Here is an 18,463-nt window from a genome sequence, read left to right as displayed (position 1 = left end):
GAATTCATGCGGCGTAGTGCGTCTTAGTTGCGGAATCGTTCGGGAAAGTTGCGAATAGATACTGAATCCGTCACGATCGTGGCGTGGCCGAGCCCTCCTCCACCCCCCTCGACGCAACCGCGAAGAAGATCATCGAGCTGCTCCAAACCGATGGTCGGAGCAGTTATGCATCCATCGGCAAAGCCGTCGGACTGTCCGAGGCGGCGGTGCGGAACCGCGTCCAGAAGCTCAGCGAGAGTGGCCTGCTGCAGATCGTGGCCGTCACCGACCCGCTCAAGATGGGGTTCGCACGTGAGGCACTGATCGGCATCCGGTGCACCGGTGACACCGAGGCCCTCGCCGGACGACTCGCCGAACACCCGGAGATCGACTACGTGGTCCTCACCGCAGGCTCCTTCGACATCCTGATCGAGGTGGTGTGCGAGGACGACGATCACTTGCTGACCATCCTCAACAAGAAGGTGCGCGTCCACCCCGAGGTCTTCGCCACCGAGACCCTCGTCTACCTGAAACTCGTCAAGCAGCAATACAACTGGGGAACACGATGACACCGACCACACCGCAGTCAGTGACCGCGCCGGCCGCGCCGAAGTCACTCGGCGAGCGCAGCGCCGCACACCTCTGGGGCCACTTCGCCCGCCACGGGGATGCCATCACCCCGCCGGTGATCACCCGAGGCGAGGGCGTGCGCATCTTCGACGACCGGGGACGCAGCTACCTCGACGGCCTCGCCGGGCTGTTCGTCGTCCAGGCCGGGCACGGCCGCACCGAACTCGCCGAGGCGGCGGCCCGTCAGGCCAAGGAACTCGCGTTCTTCCCACTGTGGTCCTACGCCACCCCGCCCGCGATCGAACTCGCCGAGCGGCTGGCCGCCTACGCTCCGGGCGATCTCAACCGCGTGTTCTTCACCACCGGCGGCGGCGAGGCCGTCGAAAGTGCCTGGAAGCTGGCCAAGCAGTATTTCAAGCTCGTCGGCAAACCCGGTAAGCACAAGGTGATCTCGCGTGCGGTGGCCTATCACGGAACCCCGCAGGGCGCGCTCGCGATCACCGGTGTCCCCGCGCTGAAGGAGGCGTTCGAACCGCTGACCCCCGGTGCGTTCCGCGTGCCGAACACCAACATCTACCGTGCGCCCGATCCGACCGGGACCGGGGAACTCGGCGCCGATCCGAAGAAGTTCGGCCGCTGGGCCGCCGACCGGATCGCCGAGGCCATCGAGTTCGAGGGACCCGACACCGTCGCGGCCGTCTTCCTCGAGCCCGTCCAGAACGCCGGCGGCTGCTTCCCGCCGCCGCCCGGGTACTTCGAACGGGTGCGGGAGATCTGCGACGCCTACGACGTGCTCCTGGTGTCGGACGAGGTGATCTGCGCGTTCGGCCGGATCGGGTCGATGTTCGCCTGCGACGACTTCGGCTATGTTCCCGACATCATCACGTGCGCCAAGGGAATGACGTCGGGTTACTCCCCGATCGGCGCGATGATCGCCAGCGACCGGCTCTTCGAACCGTTCCGCGACGGCACGACGACGTTCGCGCACGGCTACACCTTCGGCGGGCACCCGGTGTCGGCGGCGGTCGCCCTGGCCAACCTCGACATCTTCGAGCGCGAGGGTCTCAACGAGCACGTCAAGACCCAGGCACCGGCCTTCCGGTCCACGCTCGAGCGCCTGCACGACCTGCCGATCGTCGGCGACGTCCGCGGTGAGGGCTTCTTCTACGGGATCGAACTCGTCAAGGACAAGACCACCAAGGAGACCTTCAACGCTGCCGAATCCGAACGTATCCTGCGCGGTTTCCTCTCCGGCGCGCTCTTCGACGCCGGGTTGTACTGTCGCGCAGACGATCGCGGGGACCCGGTCGTGCAGCTCGCACCGCCTCTCATCGCCGGGCAGGCCGAGTTCGACGAGATCGAACAGATCCTCCGGTCGGTGCTGGCCGAGGCGTACACGCTCCTCTGATCCACCTCGCATGCCCTGAGCGCACGGCGATCCGCTGGTAACGTGCGGTCGGTGACCTCGGGGTGGACTCGTCGGACGGTATGTGCGTTGACGGCCGTGCTGGTGTTCGGGCTCTGCACTCTCACGGTCGCTGCGGGCACGACCCCGGCGGCGGCCGTTCCGCTGCCGGCCGACCCGCGGCCCGCGGCCACCACACCGGTCACCGATCACTGTCCGTACAAGATCGGCACACCTCCCGCGGTGGACGAATCCGAGGTCGTCGCACCGGGATCGGCGGCCCCGTCGTCGTTGCCGGTGCCGAACCCGGCCGTCGGCGGGGAGGACCTCGCGTCGTGCGGCGTCGTCGCCGACCCCGCGGCCGGTCCCGTTCCACCCCGCCTGACATCGGCAGGCTGGCTGATCGCCGATCTCGACTCCGGACGCGTCATCGCGGCCAAGGATCCGCACGGCCGGTACCGGCCCGCCTCGACCATCAAGGTGTTGCTGGCGCTGGTGGTCCTCGACGAACTCGACCTCGCCGAGCCCGTCGTCCCGACCCCGGAGGACTGGAGCATCGAGGGCGACTCCTGCGGGATGGGCCCGGGCGGCAGCTACACGGTCCGCGACATGTTGACCGGACTGCTCATGGTGTCCGGCAACGACTGCGCCAACGCACTCGCCCGTGCGCTCGGCGGCGTCGACGCGGCCCTGGCGAAGATGAACGCCCGCGCCGCCGCGCTGGGTGCCACCGACACGCGCGCAGCGAGCCCGTCGGGTCTCGATGCCGCCGGGATGTCGTCGTCGCCCTACGACCTCGCGCTCATCTTCCGGGCCGCGATGACACATCCGACCTTCCGCGAACTGATCTCGCTGCCGGTGTTCCGTTTCCCCGGATACCCGAAGCGGCCCGACGTGCCCGGCGACACCGATCATCCGGCGTACGACATGTACAGCACCAACCGCCTTCTCGTGGACGGTTTCCCGGGCATGCTCGGCGGCAAGACCGGATACACCGACGACGCCCGCAAGACGTTCGTCGGCGCCGCCGAGCGCGACGGCCGATCGATCCTCATCGTGCAGATGTTCGGCCTGTCGGTCGACGGCGACCTGTACTGGGATCAGGCGAAGGCGATGCTGGACTACGGCTTTCGCGCCGATCCGGCGATCTCGGTCGGGCAACTCGTCGATCCTGTGGGGGTCGCGGCGCCGTCGTCGGTCGCTGCCGAACCGACACCGGCCACGCGCCTGGCGGGCCCCGGCACCGATGCCGCGGCGCCGATGTCGGTGCGTGTACTCATCGGACTGGTGGCGGCTCTGGCCGCCGTGGTGCTGTTGCTGCTCGGCCTGAGGTTCGCCGGCAGGAGGTGAGCCGGGCCCTCAGGGCACCGCGACTCCTCAGGGCACCGCGACGATGTGCGCGCGCAGCGATTCGCCGTCGGCGTCGGTCCACCCCTTCGACGCGGCGTAGTCGACCATCTGGCCGAACGCGGCCCGCCAGGTCTCGTCGTCGGCGCGTCCGGACGCGCGCAACAGCTCCTCGATGAAGATCCAGGCGTGCTCGGCACCCTCGGTACGACCGAGCTGCCCGAGGGCTCGCGAGAGATCGTCCTCACCGCCCTCCCCGTGCACTTCGACGTGGAATTTCTTCAGATCGTCCGGTTCGGCGATCGTCGATCGCCCTTCCTCAGGAAACACCAGGATCCGCATGGGCCCGCCTTTCGGGTCGTCTGTTCGGAGTTCAGTCGGCGTCGGCGATGTCGACGAGGCGGTGGGGCCAGACCTCTGAGAGTCGTACCGCAGACAATCCGTGCCGCCGGGCGAACTGCTCGGCTTCGGAGTCGTCGGCCACCTCCGACGATCGTTCGGCGCTCACCAGCACGGCATAGGCGCCGACGGGGGTACATCCGGCGAGTGCGGCCAGTGCGATCGTTGCGCCGGCGAAGCCCGGCAGGCGGACACCGCCGTCGAGCGGTACCCCGACGGGCACCACATGCCCGGGACGGGTGAAGTCCGTGGTCGTCGCGCGCGGGTCCGCGAGCGTCCGCACCGTACGAGCGCGCGCAGAGGCCGAGATACCGGTGCCGGTGTCCCTGGCGTCGACCGTGACCCGCTGCTCGGGACACCGCGTGTCCCGCGAGGCCGCGACGTGAGGCAAGGCGAGACGTTCACAGTGGTCCTCGCCCAGTGCGGCACAGAGGAATCCGCCCGTGTGCCGGATCAGAAAGGCGACCAGTTCCGTGGTCGCATGTTCGGCGGCGATGACCAGCGCGGCGTGACGTGGCGCCACCGTGTCGTCGATGACCACCACAGCCTGACCCCGCCCCATCGCCTCCGTCGCCGTCGACACCGAGGTCCTCGATCCGTCCAGCAGAGTCATGACGAACTCCCTCCGGCGGGCACCAGCCGGTGAAACCCGCTGCGGTGGAAGACGAGCGGCGCACTTGCCGGGTCGGTGTCCAGCGCCTGCACCCGCAGCAGTGCGACCACGTGGTCGCCGGCGTCGATCTCGGCATGCAGGGTGGTGGTCAGCCATCCGCTGGCTCCCCGCAGGACGACGCTTCCGTCGTCGTGGACGTCGAAGTCGACACCGGAGAAACGGTCACCCTCTTTCATCGAGAGTGTCCGGCACGCCGCCCCGTGTTGTTCGGCGAGGATCGTGACCCCCAACCGTGTGGACTCTCGCAGGAGCGGCCATGTCTGAGAGCTCCGCTGGATACACACCGACACCAGCGGCGGGTCGAGCGACACCGCCGTGAAAGTGCTCGCGGCCATACCCAGGGGGCGCCCGTCACGCAGGGCGCACACCGCGACGACCCCGGAAGGGAAGCTCGCGAACACTTCTCGCAACCGGATTGCGTCGATCCCCATTGCGTCGATCCCCTCCGTGCCTGTGGCGATCTGCGTCCCGGTCAATGCTTGCGACTCCGTCATGATGCTCCTCTCCTCACAGGTCGAGAACCAGGCGCGATGTGCACGCACGCGACACGCAGGTCAGGATCACCTCGCCGGAATCCCGTTCGTCGTCGGTCAGCACCGAGTCGCGATGATCGGGTACGCCGTCGAGCACAGTCGCCTCACAGGTCCCGCACGTGCCCTCTCGACACGAGGCGGCGACGATCACCCCGCCCGTCCGCTCGACGGCCTCGAGGATCGTCTCGTCATCGGCGACCGTCACGGTCACCCCGGACAACCGGCACTCGACCTCGAACGCGGTGTCGCCCGCGCGTGGACCGACGGGTTCGACCGGACTGAACCGCTCGGTGTGCAGCGAGCCGGCCGGCCAGGCGGCGGCCGCGGCCTCGGCGGCCGCCAGCAGACCCTCCGGTCCGCAGCAGTACACCCCCACGCGCGCGCGGGGTTCGCCGAGAATCCGCGGCAGGTCGAGCAGACCCACGCTGTCCTGGGGGTACAGATGCACCTTGCCGCCGTATGTCCCGAGCTCGTCGAGGAACGCCATCGAGTCCCGCGTCCGTCCGCCGTAGTGCAGGGTCCAGGCGATCCCGGACTCCTCGGCATGACCGATCATCGGCAGGATCGGCGTGACCCCGATCCCGCCCGCGATGAAGAGGTACTCCTGTGCATCGTCGAGACGAAAGTGGTTGCGCGGACCCCGGACTCGCACGTGGTCGCCGGGGGTCAGGCGGTGAGCGCGTTCCGATCCGCCCCGGCTCTCACGCTCCCGCAGCACCGCCACCCGCCACGTCGGCGCCCCGGGTGTCCCGCACAGGGAGTACTGCCGGACCAGGTCGTCGCCCAGATCGACATCGACGTGGGCACCCGGAGACCAGTCCGGCAGCGCGGTCCCGTCGTCGGTGCCCAGCGTCAGGCTCACCACGTCGATGCCCTGCTCACATATGTCGGTGACGATCACCCGCCTCCACTCGGTGTCGGCAGGCGTTCCCCCGGCGGATGATCCGGCGATCGCGGTTCCGACCGTCCGGGTCATGAGACACCGGGCCGGGGTGCGGGCGCCACCAGGGTCACCAACGCACCCCGCGGGTGTCGATGACGCGGCGCGCCTTGAACGTGGTCGGTTCCAGGGTCCCCGGGGCGAGCACCTCGAACGGGACCCGGATACCGAGCCGATGCCGGAGGACGGCTTCGGCCCGCTCCACCAGAGCGGCCCGCTCATCACCGTGTCGGTCGGGGCCCGCGGCGTGCCAGGCGTCGTCGGTGGCCGCCGACACCTCGGCATGCACGGCGATCTCGTCGAGTGCGCCTTGGGTGGTGACATGAATCCGGAACTCCGGCCCGAGTTCGGGGATGTCGCGCAGGGCGGTCTCGACGGCACTGGGATAGATGTTGGCGCCGCGGATGACGAGCATGTCGTCGAGACGCCCCAGGACCCCCTCGGGCATGCGCGGATAGGTTCGCCCGCACGGGCACGGCGCGTCGTCGAGATAGGTCTCGTCGCCCGGGGCGAAGCGGATCATCGGCTGGGATTCGCGCCACAGGTGCGTGTAGACGACCGCACCGCGTTCGCCGGTCGGGATCGCCGCGTTGGGATCGTCGCGATCGACGACCTCGGTGTACACCTCGTCGGTGATCAGGTGGGTGCCGGTTCCGGCCTCGCATCCCACGCTGGTCTGGAACGGGTACATCTCCGACGTCGATCCGGCGTCGGCGACCGTTGCGCCCCAGCCTTCTTCGATGATCCGTCGCGTTCCGGGCAAGCTGCCGCCCGGTTCTCCGCCGACCAGCACGTGCCGGACCGGGCTCGCACGCAGGTCGACCCCCATGCGCTCGGCCACCGACAACAGGTGGATGCAGTACGACGGCGTCGCGCTGAACACGGTCGAACCGAGTGTGCCGATCATCTCGATGTGCTTCTCGGAGTCGGTGACACCAAGGGGGAAGACCGTGGCACCGATGCGTTCGACACCCTGCAGGACACCCCAACCGCCGAAGAACAGCCCGAACGGGAACCCGATCTGCACGATGTCGTCGGGCCGGACACCGGCACACCACTGCGCCATCGCGTGGACATCGGCGGCGCGGTCCCAGTCGCGCCGCGAGACTGCGTACATCGTGGGGGTGCCCGACGTGCCGGACGAACCGTGAACGCGCGCGATGCCTCCGACGCCGAAATCCTTTGTGTAGGAGCCGAACGGCGGGTGCTCGCGCTGATCCTCGACGAGCATCTTCTTGGTGATGATCGGCACCTTCGCGGTGAAGTCCGCGAGTGAGGTCACGTGTTCGGGGCGGAAACCGGCACGGTCGTAGTGTCTCCGGTAGAACGGCAGCTCCTCGTACACATACCGGAGCTGTTGCTGCATCCGTTCGAGGATGCGACGGTCCCGGTCGGCGGGATCGCATGTCTCGCGTGCCTCGTCCCAGTAGCGGCGCTCGGCGGGCGTCACCTCTCGGTCACCGGTGACGGTGTCGGGGGCGAGCGTGTGTGATGGGGTCATCGATGTCTGTCCTCGGCTGTCTGTCCTCGGCTGGCGGGTACGGGTTCACGCGGGTCGGCTGACCAGTCCTTGCGCCTCGGCCACATCCCAGTACGAGTGGAGACCGCGCACGTGCTGGCCCCCGTCGACGGGGATGAAGTGCCCGGTGACGCGCGCCGCCTGGGCCGACATCAGGAACATGGCGATGTCGGCGATGTCGCTCGCGTGTTGATGCCGCGGCGGACTGATCAGGGTGCGATCGAGGAACTCCTGGCCGATCTGTCCGACCGTGAAGCCCGCGCCCAGCGGCGTGTCGACAGTGCCCGGACCGATCGAGTTGACCCGGATGCCGTGGCGTCCCAACTCGCCGGCACTCACCTTGGTGAACTGCAGGACACCGGCCTTCGCCGCACAGTAGTGGCCGAGACCGTCGGTGGCCGCGATCGCGTTGAGCGAGGAGATGTTGACGATCGAGCCGCCCTCGCCCGCGGTGATCGCCTGATCGGCGAAGGCCTGAGTGCACAGGAACGTCCCCTTGAGGAGAGTGTCGACGATCAGGTCCCACTCTTCCTCGGAGCAGTCGCGGATCAGCGACAACGATGCCGTACCGGCGTTGTTGACCAGATGATGGACAGTCCCGAAGGTGTTGTGGGCCAGCGCGAAAGCCGCACGCACATCGGCCTTGGAAGCCACCGACCCCTCATGCCAGGCCAACCGGTCGGAGTTGCCGAGTTCGGCTGCGGCCGTCTCGATGTTGTCCCCGCTCTTCTCGAGCACCACCACATTGGCACCCGCGTCGAGCAGAGACGCGGTGATGGCCTTGCCTATTCCACTTCCTCCACCGGTGACAAGTGCAGTCCGGCCGGCGAATGCGTCGTCATATCCACTCATCACGGTCACACCCCCAGCGCGGTACGTGCGAGCCGGTTGCGCCGGGCCATGTTCTCCCGAGGGGTGAACTGCGGGGTGACGTAGCGGGCGAACAACTCGAGCGACCGGTTCCACTTGTCGGTGGTCACCCAGTCGCGGCTGTTGATCAGGAACGTCCCGAAACCTCCGGTGACCTCCTCGAGTTCACGGATCTGACGGGTGCAGTCCTCGGGACTGCCGATGATCCACGGAATCTCCTCGACCATCCACTCGAAGGTGAGCTCGGCGTCGTCCATGCCCTCCCCCTTCTTCATGAGAGCACCGAGACCGAGTCCCAACAGGTACTCATACGAGCGGTGTACGCCTTCCCTGATCTCCTTCATGGCCTGATCCTTGCTGTCGGACACGTAGACCTCACGGGTGATCCGCCAGTTCTGGCGCGCGAGGTCGGGGTCGAGCCCGTTCTCCTGCGCCGCACCGACCAGCGCCGCGGCGTGCGCCGCGAGGTCGGGCGCGTTGGGGTAACCGTTGTTGTCACCGGGTGCGAAGTAGACGCTGAGCGCCTTCCAGCCCTTGGCGCCGCACCGGGCATAGTTGTGTGTTCCGGTCAGCCCCGCGATGGCGAACGGCGGAACGTCCTGGTACGGCCCGACCTGGAGCTGACGGTTCTCGTACTTCCAGTACACGCCTTCGTACGTGACCGGCTCGTCGGAGGTGAGGAGCTGCCAGATGATCTCGAGGGCCTCCGCGGTGCGGGGTGCTGCCTCGGAACGTTCCAGCTGGAACAGCGCCTGGTCGGTCGGCAGACCGCCACCGCCGAACCCGTACTCCAGCCGGCCGTGCGTGAGGTGATCGAGGAACGCCAGGCGCTCGGCGACCTGGAAGGGGTCCTGGTACGGGAGGTTCACGACGCCGGTGCCGAGCCGGATCCTGCTGGTGAGCGCGGATGCCTTCGCGAGCAGTAGTTCGGGCATCGGGACGTTCTCGTAGCCACCCGTGTGGTGCTCACCGATCCAGAACTCACTGAATCCCAGCTTCTCCGCGAGGACGATCTCGTCGATGTCCCGGTCATAGGACAGCGACCAGTTCTCGATCGGAGGATGCTCCGGCATCGCGAACAGACCAAACCTCATATGGAACCTCCCTGTAGGAACTGACGTCGACCCGTTGACCAAACGACAGTGTATTTATCAGCGACCTCATAGTGATGCGCCTCACTATCATATGTCAAGTGTTGTCGCTGACACGGAGTTTCTGCAGGACTTTCGAGCACAATGGGCGACCCGGCCGACTTGATAACCAGCCCTACGTCTGTTTATCTTGTGATCGTGAACACAACCCAGTCGCTCTCACCTCCGGTCGGCGTCGACCCTCGGCCGGTGATGGAACGCGCCGGACACGGCGCCTGGACCGTCGCCGGTTCGCGCTGCGCGCGCTGCGCTCGCGCCGTCGCCTACCGGTGGGCGCGTTGCCCCGGCTGCGCGGGCGAGCTCGTTCCGGAGAACTTCGGCGACACCGGGACCGTGTGGAGCCGCACCGTGGTGAACATCGCGGTCGGTCCGCACGTACCGCCGTATGAGATCGCCTACGTCGACCTCGACGACGGCCCCCGCGTCCTGGCGCACGTCACCGGCAACCCGGTGGCGATCGGGGCGGCGGTGCGCCTCGTCGAACCGTCGGCCGACGGCGATCTGAGTGTCGAGGCGGTGCACCGGTGAACCGCGTCGCCGTGCACGGCGTCGGGACGTCCCGATTCGGCCGGCAACCCGACCGGGACCTCCTCGCGCTGGCCGCCGAAGCCGTGACCGAGGCCCTGAGCGACGCGGGTACCGACTCCGTCGACGCGGTGTGGGTGGGCACGGTCTTCGGGGCCCCGGGCGTCGCGCAGCGCGTGCTGCGCAGTCTGGGCATCACCGAAGTTCCGATCATCACGGTGGAAAACGCCTGCGCGAGCGGCACAACGGCGTTCGTCGAGGCACACGAGGCCGTGCGCACCGGCCGGTACGGGCGCGTCCTCGCGCTCGGCGTCGAACAGATGAGCTCGGCGTTCTCCGGTCCCATCGTCCCCGATGCGACCGACCCGGAGGGCGTGAGCGGACTCGCGATGCCCGCGCTCTACGCGATGAGCGCCTCGCGCTACCTCCACGACGGAGCCGTGACCACCGAGCAGCTGGCGGCGGTCTCGGTGAAGAACCGCGCACATGCTGTCGGCAACCCCCGAGCGCCGTTCCGCGATCGGGTCAGCGTCGAGGAGGTACTCGGGTCACGGATGATCGCCGACCCCCTCACGCTGCTGCAGTGCTGCCCGACCAGCGACGGTGCGGCCGCCGCGATTCTCGCGCCGGCCACCGGTACCCCCGGTGAGATCACCGTCCGCGCGGCCGCGATGCGCAGCGGGCGGGTGTGGGATCAGTCCTCTGCGCATGTGTGGGGACACGACATCGTCCGCGACACCGCCACCGATGCACTCGAGGCGGCCGCCATCGATTCCATCCGCGACATCGACGTCTTCGAGGTCCACGACGCCTTCACCATCGGCGAGATCGTCACCACCGAGGCCCTCGGTATCGCCGCGGTGGGTGAGGGCGGCGCCGCGGTGGTGGCCGGGACGACCTCACTCGGCGGTGCCATGCCGGTCAACCCGTCGGGCGGACTGCTGTCCCGAGGCCATCCGCTGGGCGCCACCGGTCTCGCCCAGATCGCCGAGATCACCTGGCAGCTCCGCGGGCAGGCAGCCGCCAGGCAGGTCGACTCGGCGCGGCTCGGCCTGGTCGAGACGATGGGCGGCGGGGTGTCGGTCCTGGATGGAAACGCCTGTGTCATAACAATTCTGGAGGCATCATGAGCACATCGGAAGTGGAGGTGAGCAGCGTCGACCTGCTCGATCCCGCAGCCCTCGCCGATCCCTATCCGATGTTCGCGGCTCTGCGCGAGGACGACCCGGTCCACTGGAACGCGAAGTACCGCTCCTGGTTCATCACCTCGTTCAGCGATGTCACCGAGGCACTCAAAGAGCCCCGGTTCACCTCCAACCGCATCACGCCCTACCGCGAGAAGGTACTCAGCCGTCCCGGCACCGACCCCCTGCTGCGCGAGGCCTTCGGGGTGCTCGACAACTGGATGGTCTTCAAGGATCCGCCCGACCACACACGACTTCGGCGGCTGCTGAGCCGGGCGTTCACGCCGCGCTCGGTGTCACGGATGCGGCCGGCGATCGAGACCATCGCGAACGAACTCCTCGACAAGGTCATCGCACGGGGCGACAGCCACATCGACCTCATCGGCGACTACGCCTACCCACTCACCGCGTCGGTCATCGCCGAGATGCTCGGCGTACCTCGGCAGGACCGTGGCCGTTTCAAAGACTGGTCCGACCAGATCAGCGGGCTGGTCTTCGGCAGTCTCGGCGACGAGGACCGCCACCGCCGCGGGGCGCAGGGCATGACCGAACTCACCGGGTACCTCGGCGACCTGGTCGAGGCACACGAGAGGCGCCCATCCGACGACCTGCTCTCGATGCTGATCGCGGCGCGGGAGAACGACGACTCGCTCAGCCATGACGAGGTCATCGCCACCGGCGTGCTCCTGCTGTTCGCCGGACACGAGACGACGACGAATCTCATCGGCAACGGCATCTCGGCTCTGCTGGAGCACCCCGCACAGCAGGCCGCGCTCGATCGCACCGATCCCGCAGCGGTCAACGGGCTGGTCGAGGAACTGCTCCGTTTCGACGGACCTGCGAAGAGCGTCGTGCGGTTGGTGACCGAGGACATGGTCTGGCGCGGCAAGCGGATGAGCGCCGGCGAGCGGGTCTTCCTCTTCCTCTCCAGCGCCAACCGCGACCCGGACGCCTTCGAGCATCCGGAGACCTTCGACATCTCGCGCCGCCCCGGACGTCAGCTGGGTTTCAGCGCCGGACTGCACTACTGCCTCGGCGCTCCCCTGGCCAGACTCGAGACCGCCATCGCGGTGCCCACCGTCATCGACCGGCTCCCCGGACTCTCGCCGGACCCCGACGACCCGATCTCCTGGGCACCCACCCTGCTGACACGCGGGATGACACGGTTCCCCGCCCGCTACGAACTACCATCAGGTCCAGCCCGCTGATCCCGGCGGCGAGGCCCGAGACCGGGAGCGTCGAGGCCTCATTCGACGAGCGACCGGTTCGACACAGGAGGAACGATGGCCCGCCCGAGCCGATGGACAGAGCTCGTCGAAGCGGCCGGCGAGGAGTTCCGCATCCGCGGCTACGACAGCGCCACCCTCGAGGACATCGCCGCGCGTGTGGGAATCCTCAAGGGCAGCATCTACAACTACGTCCAGAACAAGGAGGAACTGCTGCTCGCCGTCGTCGAACGACCGGCGCAGGTCCTGCTCGCCGACCTCGAACAGCTGCGCAACGACGCCCAGCGGTCGGCAACCGTCCGACTGCGGACGCTGTTCCGGATCCAGGTACGGGTGTTCAGCGAGCACCACCCCGCCGCGTTCGTCTACCTGCGCAACATCGGGCGCACGGATCTGTCGGACAAGTTCGGCAGGTTCACCGAGATGGATGCGCAATACATGGACATCCTCGAGGACCTGATCGCCGACGGCGTCGCGCGCGGCGAGTTCAATCCACCGGTCAGTCCGAGGATCGCGGCGCTGTCCGTGGTCGGCATCCTCAACTGGATGCAGCACTGGTTCACACCGCAGGGCGACGAGCTCGATCGCCGGCTCGCCGACGACCTCTTCGCCATGGCACTGGGCGGACTCACCGCCGGTGGAAGTCTCGCCCACATCTTGGCGAACACGCACGATGCCGAGGCCGTGCCCCGCTGATCACCCGGCCGCGAGCCTCACCGTCCGCGACGCGACAACCAGCCGATCAGCGCACTGAGCGCCGCGCCTACGCCTGCGGCCGCGGCGAGCGTTCCCGCCCGCGGTGTCGGGCTCACCTCGACCGTCGGTGAGATCACCACGGGCCGACGCAATTCCGCGTCGGGGTCTTCCTCCACCTGGTAGTTCTCGTTGATCTGGTCGGTCGCGCACCACGCGGTGGCATACAGCACGACGCGTGACGCGAGGTAGGCGAACACCATCACGCCGAAAACGGGACCGAACGCCACCCCGGCCGGAGATCCCAGCACCGTCCGAAGATACAGGCCACCAAGCGATTTCATCAGCTCGAAGGCGATCGCGATGACCAGTCCGGCCTTCATCGTGTGCGTCATGGGCAACGGCACCAACGGAAGTCGCGCGAGGACGAAGGTGAACAGCGCCCAGCTCGCGAACACCGACACACCGATGGCGACCACCCGGATCACGATCGAGGCCCACGACGCGTCGTCGAGACCTACCCAGGACAACACCGTCCTGGTCAGCCCGCTGTTGCCCAGCGCGGTCACCGCCATCGTTGCGGCGAAAGCGATTCCGAGGAGCGCGAAGGTGACGAGGTCCCCCACCTTCGACGTCACCGGATTGCGATCCACGCGACCGCCGTACATCTCGGTGAAGGCCACCCGGACCCCGGAGATCCACCCGATGCCGGTGAACGCCGCGCCGATCAGGCCCACGATGCCCACCGCGGCACGCGAGGCGATCGCCGAATCGATGACCTTGCTGAGCTGTTCACCGGTTTCCCCCGGCGCCGCGTCGACGACCGCCTGCTGCAGATCCTCCAGGAGCTGAGGCTGACTGGCGAGCACGAACGCGGCGACCGAGAAGACCACCATGATGATCGGCACCAGGGCCAGGATGCCGTTGAAGCTGATCGCCGCGGCGTAGACGTTGCCGCGCCGGTCGTTGTAGCGTTCGACCGTCTTCACGAGATGGTCGATGGCAGGCCATCTCTCGCGCGCCGTGGTGAACGACGACTTTCCCTTGTCGACTGCCGACTTCGCCGAGTCGATCGCGGAGGTCATGGGATGTCGCCTTCCTGATCAGGTCGCGGTGCGTCGCGGCGCCTGGGGACGGTTCACCGCGCAGAGCCCAGGAACCCCACCTTGTCATAGACCGATGCCAGGGTTTCGGAGGCGACTGCCCGCGCGCGAGCCGCTCCGCGCGACAGGATCGCGTCGAGCTCGGCCGGGTCGGAGAGGTAGTTCTCGACGCGTCCGCGCAGCGGGGTGACGAACTCGGCCAGCACGTCGGCGGTGTCGACCTTGAGTTCGCCGTAACCCTTGCCCTCGTATTTTGCGACGAGATCGTCGATGCCCACCCCGGACAGCGCCGACTGAATGGTCAACAGGTTGGAGACGCCCGGTTTGTTCTCCGGATCGAAGAGGATCTCCGAACCGGTGTCGGTGACGGCCGACCGGATCTTCTTGGCCGAGCGCTTCGGGTCGTCGAGCAGATTGATGAGGCCCTTGTCGGTGTCGGCGGACTTGCTCATCTTGGCCGTCGGGTTCTGCAGGTCGTAGATCTTGGCGAATTCCTTGACGATGTGGGCCTGCGGGACCTTCAGCACCTTGCCGAATCGCGAGTTGAACCGCTGGGCGAGATCGCGGGTGAGTTCGAGGTGCTGACGCTGATCCTCGCCCACCGGCACCTGATCCACCTGGAAGGCCAGGATGTCCGCGGCCATCAGGATGGGGTAGGTGAACAGTCCCACGCCGGCGGCGTCGACGCCCTGCTTGGCGGACTTGTCCTTGAACTGGGTCATCCGGCTGGCCTCACCGAAACCGGTGATGCAGGACAGCACCCAGGTCAGCTGCGCGATCTCCGGGATGTGCGACTGCACGTAGATCGTGGACCGTTCCGGGTCGACCCCGACGGCGAGCAACTGGGCGACACTGAGACGCGTGCGCTCGGCGAGCGTCTTCGGGTCGAACGGCACGGTCAGTGCGTGCATGTCGGGAATGAAGTAGAACGCCTCGAAGTCCTCCTGCAACGCCACCCATTGACGCACCGCGCCGAGGTAGTTGCCGAGATGGAAGGAATCGCTGGTCGGCTGGATTCCGGACAGCACGCGTGGGCGGGCGGGGACCGCCTCACCCGACGGTCCTGCGGTGCGCTCTGCGTCGCTGGTCATGGCCCCCAGTTTGTCAGACCGGTTCAGTCGTACTGCACGGTGACCGGGGCGTGGTCGGACCAGCGCAGGTCGTACGCCGCGGCACGCGCCACCTCGGACTTGACCGCACGTTCGGCCAGCGTCTTGTTGGTGAGCTGGTAGTCGATGCGCCATCCGGAATCGTTGTCGAAGGCCTTGCCCCGCCACGACCACCACGAGTACGGGCCGGCGTCCCCGGGGAACATTTCGCGCGTGACGTCACGCCACCCGGAGGTCAGCAACTCGCCGACCCAGGCGCGCTCGTGGGGCAGGAATCCGGGGCTCTTGAGGTTGCCCTTCCAGTTCTTGATGTCGGCCTGCGCCGGTGCGATGTTCCAGTCACCGCCGACGACGACGTGGCGTCGACGACGGACCAGATGGCCCAGATACTCGCCGAACTCCGCCATGAACCGCGCCTTCTCGTCGTGCTTGGCGATGTCCTTGGGCGCCTCGGACATGGCCGCCCCCTTGGGGAGGTAGAGGCTTGCCGCCGTGAGGGCACCCAGTTCGGTGTCGAGGTCGACTTCGAGGTAGCGGCCGAGGTCGTCGAACTCGGCGCTGCCGAACCCGATGCGGACCGCCACGGGCTGCGTCCTGGTCAGCACACCGACCCCGGCGTGCCCCTTGACCGCGGATTCGCTCATCGTCAGATGCCAGCCGTCGTCGAGCGCCGGCGCCAGGGCTTGGCGGGCGAGGTCCTCACCGGCCCGGATCTCCTGCAGCAGGACGACATCGAGACCCGAGGCGTCGAGCCAGGGTAAGAACCCCCGGTTCGTCTCCGAGCGATGCTTGACCGCTGCGCGGATTCCGTTGACGTTGACCGTGGAAATCGATAGTGGCACGAGGCCACATCGTACGGATCGCCACCGACACCCTCGCCGGGTGACCGAGCCCCGGCGCAGCGGCGACCGGCGCCCCCGTGATCCCCCACGACGAGACGCAGAAAGAAGGTAAGGCAAGCCTTGCGGATGCCGTCAACGTATGTAAGCATTGCCTAATCCAGGCACGGAGGTGAGTCCGAAGATGTTCGTCTGCATATGTCGCGCAGTCACGATCGACGAGGTGCATGAGCACTGCGATGCGGGTGCGTACACCGTCGACGCGATCGGCGACCGCTGCGGCGCGGGCGAAGGCTGCGGAACCTGCCTGGACAAGCTCGACACCATCCTGAACGAAAGGCTGTCCACCGCCACGACCGCTGCCTGACCGCATAGTCCCGACCCTCAACCTCGCGCGAGTACGCGCGCGAGGTATTTAGCCGTGTTACGGTTCGTCTGGACATACACGGCGAATGAGAGGCTGTCACATGCGTGGCGACGACGAGGTCATCGAATTGCTGAACGAGCAGCTCACCAGCGAGCTGACGGCGATCAACCAGTACTTTCTCCACGCGAAGATGCAGCAGAGCTGGGGGCTCACCGAGATCGCGGCCAAGACCCGCGCCGAGTCCATCGAGGAGATGAATCACGCCGAGCTCCTCACCGACCGGATCCTGTTCCTGGACGCGCTGCCCAACTACCAGCGGCTGCTCCCCCTGCGCATCGGGCAGTCGATTCGCGAACAGTTCGAATCGGACATGGCCGTCGAGGTCGAGGTCGTCGAGCGACTCCGTCCGGGCATCGCGATGTGCCGCTCCAAGGGCGACATCACCAGCGCCAACCTGCTCGAGGACATCCTCAAGGACGAGGAAGAGCACATCGACTACCTCGAGACCCAGCTCGAGCTGATCAACAAGCTCGGCGAGCAGCTGTACCTGTCGAAGGTGATCGCGACACCCCCGACCAACTCCTGACAGCACCTCCCTTTTCATACGAATGCCGACCGGAATCCGGTCGGCATTCGTGCGTTCAGAGGCTGCGCGTTCAGCGGCTGTGCGTTCAGAGGCTGCGTGCGGTGCCGGACAACCGGCGTCGTTGCGCCGCCAGTGCGACGATCGTGACCGCGATGCCCGCGACGGCCAGCAGCACGCCGACCACCGAGGGCGCTAGGTAGCCGTAGCCGGCGCCCACGACCACGCCGCCGAGGAGCGCGCCCGCCGCGTTGGCGATGTTGAGAGCCGAGTGGTTCAGAGCCGCGGCCAGGGTCTGGGCGTCGGCGGCCACATCCATCAATCGGGTCTGCAGCGCGGGCAGCATCGTCGTCCCGGCAAGGGCCACCAGATAGGTGAGTATCAATGCCGCCCAGGCATTCCCGGCGAGGACGGCGAACGCACCCAATGCCGCGGCGCTGGCCGCGAGGCCACCGAGGATCGCCACGGACACGTTCCGGTCGGCGAGATAGCCGCCGACGAAGTTGCCGGTCACCATGCCGAGTCCGTAGAGCATCAGCGCGAACGGGACCACCGAGACCGACAGTCCCGTGTCCGTCGTCAGCGCCGAGTTGAGGTAGGTGTAGAACGCGAACATTCCGCCGAATCCGACGACACCGATGACCAGGGTGAACCACACCTGCGACCTCTTGAGCGCACCGAGTTCGGTGAGCGGATCGGTGGTCGCCATTCCGGCCAGGCTCGGTAGTGCCCGCATGAGCGCGGCCACGGTCGCGAGGCCGATGACCACGACGATCCCGAACGCCGACCGCCATCCGAAGGTCTCCCCCAGCCAGGCCGCCGCCGGCACCCCGAACACGTTCGCGACCGACAGCCCGAGCATCACCTGACCGATCGCCTTGGCCCGGTTGTGCGGCCCGGCCAGATGGGCGGCGACGAGCGCCGCGACCCCGAAGTACGCACCATGTGGGAGACCGGCCACGAACCGTGCCGCGAGAAGCAATCCGTAGCCCGGCGCCAGGACGGTCGCGAGGTTGCCGACGGTGAATGCGACCATCAGCCCGATCAGCAGGGCACGACGCGACATCCGCGCGGTGAGGGCCGCGATGAGCGGTGCGCCCACGACCACACCCATGGCGTAGGCGGAGATGACGTGCCCGGCGGTGGGCTCGGAGACGTCGAGGGAGCCGGCGATGTTGGGCAGGAGCCCCATCGCGACGAACTCGGTGGTTCCGATGCCGAAGCCGCCGAGCGCGAGGGCGAGAATCGTCCACCGACGCACCTTCGGCGAGACCGGGTTCTCCCGGCGCCCGGTCTGGGCCGCGGAGTCGAGTGGAGAGAGGTCGTCCGGCGCACCGGTGGCGGTAGTGAGAGCGTCAGACACGCTTCGTGCCAACCTCGGCCCCGGCACCACAATTCCCGCGCGCCCGGTGAGTTGATTCACACGATGAGACGCGGGAATCGCGCAC

The 18,463-nt window shown here is 67.6% G+C and carries 20 protein-coding genes; 9 read left to right on the top strand and 11 right to left on the bottom strand.

Features of this window, described 5'->3' with window-relative positions; translation table 11 throughout:
• Nucleotides 1-83: 83 nt before the first annotated feature.
• Genes H1R19_RS08545 through H1R19_RS08535 form a run of 3 tightly spaced genes read left to right on the top strand, consistent with a single transcriptional unit; the run spans nt 84 to nt 3,304 of the window.
• On the top strand, nt 84-548 hold the full coding sequence (locus tag H1R19_RS08545; protein WP_219851202.1) for an Lrp/AsnC family transcriptional regulator: 465 nt from the start codon (nt 84-86) through the stop codon (nt 546-548).
• Nucleotides 545-1,957 carry an aspartate aminotransferase family protein gene (locus tag H1R19_RS08540; protein WP_188331584.1) on the top strand — a complete coding sequence of 471 codons (1,413 nt, stop codon included), beginning with the start codon at nt 545-547 and terminating at the stop codon, nt 1,955-1,957. The genes H1R19_RS08545 and H1R19_RS08540 overlap by 4 nt, the downstream gene beginning before the upstream one ends.
• A 51-nt stretch (nt 1,958-2,008) precedes the next feature.
• Entirely contained in the window at nt 2,009-3,304 is a 1,296-nt protein-coding gene (locus H1R19_RS08535; protein ID WP_219851201.1) for a D-alanyl-D-alanine carboxypeptidase family protein, read from the top strand.
• Nucleotides 3,305-3,331: 27 nt separating this feature from the next.
• On the opposite strand, the gene H1R19_RS08530 is transcribed toward H1R19_RS08535, so the two are convergent.
• The 7 genes from H1R19_RS08530 to H1R19_RS08500 all read right to left on the bottom strand — a co-directional run bounded on the left by H1R19_RS08530 (nt 3,332) and on the right by H1R19_RS08500 (nt 9,329).
• Nucleotides 3,332-3,643 (bottom strand): hypothetical protein, encoded by a 312-nt coding sequence (locus H1R19_RS08530; RefSeq protein WP_188331586.1) that lies wholly within the window; start codon nt 3,641-3,643, stop codon nt 3,332-3,334.
• A 31-nt stretch (nt 3,644-3,674) separates the two neighbouring features.
• Nucleotides 3,675-4,313: a 3,4-dihydroxy-2-butanone-4-phosphate synthase gene (locus H1R19_RS08525; protein WP_219851200.1), complete on the bottom strand. Its 639-nt coding sequence runs from the start codon at nt 4,311-4,313 to the stop codon at nt 3,675-3,677.
• A complete protein-coding gene (locus H1R19_RS08520) occupies nt 4,310-4,804 on the bottom strand; it encodes a flavin reductase family protein (RefSeq protein WP_188331641.1) in 495 nt (164 codons plus the stop codon). The genes H1R19_RS08525 and H1R19_RS08520 overlap by 4 nt, the downstream gene beginning before the upstream one ends.
• A 76-nt stretch (nt 4,805-4,880) precedes the next feature.
• Nucleotides 4,881-5,882 (bottom strand): PDR/VanB family oxidoreductase, encoded by a 1,002-nt coding sequence (locus tag H1R19_RS08515; protein ID WP_219851199.1) that lies wholly within the window; start codon nt 5,880-5,882, stop codon nt 4,881-4,883.
• Nucleotides 5,883-5,916: 34 nt separating this feature from the next.
• Entirely contained in the window at nt 5,917-7,347 is a 1,431-nt protein-coding gene (locus tag H1R19_RS08510; protein ID WP_219851198.1) for a phenylacetate--CoA ligase family protein, read from the bottom strand.
• 45 nt (nt 7,348-7,392) lie between these two features.
• Entirely contained in the window at nt 7,393-8,217 is an 825-nt protein-coding gene (locus H1R19_RS08505; protein ID WP_219851197.1) for an SDR family NAD(P)-dependent oxidoreductase, read from the bottom strand.
• A gap of 5 nt (nt 8,218-8,222) precedes the next feature.
• Nucleotides 8,223-9,329: an LLM class flavin-dependent oxidoreductase gene (locus H1R19_RS08500; protein ID WP_188331591.1), complete on the bottom strand. Its 1,107-nt coding sequence runs from the start codon at nt 9,327-9,329 to the stop codon at nt 8,223-8,225.
• 195 nt (nt 9,330-9,524) lie between these two features.
• Here H1R19_RS08500 and H1R19_RS08495 point away from each other — a divergent pair, with 195 nt between their 5' ends.
• The 4 genes from H1R19_RS08495 (at nt 9,525) to H1R19_RS08480 (ending at nt 13,017) form a co-directional block, all read left to right on the top strand.
• The gene (locus tag H1R19_RS08495) at nt 9,525-9,914 is read left to right on the top strand and encodes a Zn-ribbon domain-containing OB-fold protein (RefSeq protein ID WP_244970915.1); all 390 of its coding nucleotides are present in this window, start codon (nt 9,525-9,527) and stop codon (nt 9,912-9,914) included.
• Entirely contained in the window at nt 9,911-11,041 is a 1,131-nt protein-coding gene (locus tag H1R19_RS08490; protein WP_219851195.1) for a thiolase family protein, read from the top strand. Before H1R19_RS08495 ends, H1R19_RS08490 begins: the two co-directional genes overlap by 4 nt.
• Nucleotides 11,038-12,303, top strand: a complete 1,266-nt coding sequence (locus H1R19_RS08485) for a cytochrome P450 (RefSeq protein ID WP_188331594.1) — start codon at nt 11,038-11,040, stop codon at nt 12,301-12,303. The genes H1R19_RS08490 and H1R19_RS08485 overlap by 4 nt, the downstream gene beginning before the upstream one ends.
• Nucleotides 12,304-12,378: 75 nt before the next feature.
• Nucleotides 12,379-13,017, top strand: coding sequence for a TetR/AcrR family transcriptional regulator (locus tag H1R19_RS08480; protein ID WP_219851194.1), 639 nt, complete (start codon nt 12,379-12,381; stop codon nt 13,015-13,017).
• Between the two features lie 17 nt (nt 13,018-13,034).
• On the opposite strand, the gene H1R19_RS08475 is transcribed toward H1R19_RS08480, so the two are convergent.
• Genes H1R19_RS08475 through H1R19_RS08465 form a run of 3 tightly spaced genes read right to left on the bottom strand, consistent with a single transcriptional unit; the run spans nt 13,035 to nt 16,068 of the window.
• Nucleotides 13,035-14,099, bottom strand: coding sequence for a YhjD/YihY/BrkB family envelope integrity protein (locus tag H1R19_RS08475; RefSeq protein ID WP_219851193.1), 1,065 nt, complete (start codon nt 14,097-14,099; stop codon nt 13,035-13,037).
• Nucleotides 14,100-14,152: 53 nt separating this feature from the next.
• Nucleotides 14,153-15,208, bottom strand: coding sequence for a tryptophan--tRNA ligase (gene trpS, locus H1R19_RS08470; RefSeq protein WP_219851192.1), 1,056 nt, complete (start codon nt 15,206-15,208; stop codon nt 14,153-14,155).
• A 23-nt stretch (nt 15,209-15,231) separates the two neighbouring features.
• Nucleotides 15,232-16,068, bottom strand: coding sequence for an exodeoxyribonuclease III (locus tag H1R19_RS08465; protein WP_219851191.1), 837 nt, complete (start codon nt 16,066-16,068; stop codon nt 15,232-15,234).
• Between the two features lie 181 nt (nt 16,069-16,249).
• Here H1R19_RS08465 and H1R19_RS08460 point away from each other — a divergent pair, with 181 nt between their 5' ends.
• Together H1R19_RS08460 and bfr are read left to right on the top strand one after the other, a co-directional pair.
• On the top strand, nt 16,250-16,432 hold the full coding sequence (locus H1R19_RS08460) for a (2Fe-2S)-binding protein (protein WP_188331642.1): 183 nt from the start codon (nt 16,250-16,252) through the stop codon (nt 16,430-16,432).
• A gap of 100 nt (nt 16,433-16,532) precedes the next feature.
• Nucleotides 16,533-17,018: a bacterioferritin gene (gene bfr / locus H1R19_RS08455; RefSeq protein ID WP_219851190.1), complete on the top strand. Its 486-nt coding sequence runs from the start codon at nt 16,533-16,535 to the stop codon at nt 17,016-17,018.
• 85 nt (nt 17,019-17,103) lie between these two features.
• On the opposite strand, the gene H1R19_RS08450 is transcribed toward bfr, so the two are convergent.
• Complete coding sequence (locus H1R19_RS08450; RefSeq protein ID WP_219851189.1) at nt 17,104-18,378, bottom strand: MFS transporter; 1,275 nt, start codon at nt 18,376-18,378, stop codon at nt 17,104-17,106.
• Between the last annotated feature and the right edge of the window lie 85 nt (nt 18,379-18,463).

It is taken from the genome of Gordonia jinghuaiqii, from assembly GCF_014041935.1.
In the GTDB taxonomy this organism is placed as follows: Bacteria; Actinomycetota; Actinomycetes; order Mycobacteriales; family Mycobacteriaceae; genus Gordonia; species Gordonia jinghuaiqii.
This window is presented reverse-complemented; position numbering and strand designations above follow the sequence as displayed.

Excerpts from the sequence above, each read along its gene's own strand:
- trpS (WP_219851192.1), bottom strand. The coding sequence starts at position 15,208 with ATGACCAGCGACGCAGAGCGCACCGCAGGACCGTCGGGTGAGGCGGTC.
- H1R19_RS08505 (WP_219851197.1), bottom strand. The coding sequence starts at position 8,217 with ATGAGTGGATATGACGACGCATTCGCCGGCCGGACTGCACTTGTCACC.
- H1R19_RS08500 (WP_188331591.1), bottom strand. The coding sequence starts at position 9,329 with ATGAGGTTTGGTCTGTTCGCGATGCCGGAGCATCCTCCGATCGAGAAC.
- H1R19_RS08510 (WP_219851198.1), bottom strand. The coding sequence starts at position 7,347 with ATGACCCCATCACACACGCTCGCCCCCGACACCGTCACCGGTGACCGA.
- H1R19_RS08530 (WP_188331586.1), bottom strand. The coding sequence starts at position 3,643 with ATGCGGATCCTGGTGTTTCCTGAGGAAGGGCGATCGACGATCGCCGAA.
- H1R19_RS08460 (WP_188331642.1), top strand. The coding sequence starts at position 16,250 with ATGTTCGTCTGCATATGTCGCGCAGTCACGATCGACGAGGTGCATGAG.
- H1R19_RS08485 (WP_188331594.1), top strand. The coding sequence starts at position 11,038 with ATGAGCACATCGGAAGTGGAGGTGAGCAGCGTCGACCTGCTCGATCCC.
- H1R19_RS08475 (WP_219851193.1), bottom strand. The coding sequence starts at position 14,099 with ATGACCTCCGCGATCGACTCGGCGAAGTCGGCAGTCGACAAGGGAAAG.
- H1R19_RS08540 (WP_188331584.1), top strand. The coding sequence starts at position 545 with ATGACACCGACCACACCGCAGTCAGTGACCGCGCCGGCCGCGCCGAAG.
- H1R19_RS08515 (WP_219851199.1), bottom strand. The coding sequence starts at position 5,882 with ATGACCCGGACGGTCGGAACCGCGATCGCCGGATCATCCGCCGGGGGA.
- H1R19_RS08525 (WP_219851200.1), bottom strand. The coding sequence starts at position 4,313 with ATGACTCTGCTGGACGGATCGAGGACCTCGGTGTCGACGGCGACGGAG.
- H1R19_RS08520 (WP_188331641.1), bottom strand. The coding sequence starts at position 4,804 with ATGGGGATCGACGCAATCCGGTTGCGAGAAGTGTTCGCGAGCTTCCCT.
- bfr (WP_219851190.1), top strand. The coding sequence starts at position 16,533 with ATGCGTGGCGACGACGAGGTCATCGAATTGCTGAACGAGCAGCTCACC.
- H1R19_RS08480 (WP_219851194.1), top strand. The coding sequence starts at position 12,379 with ATGGCCCGCCCGAGCCGATGGACAGAGCTCGTCGAAGCGGCCGGCGAG.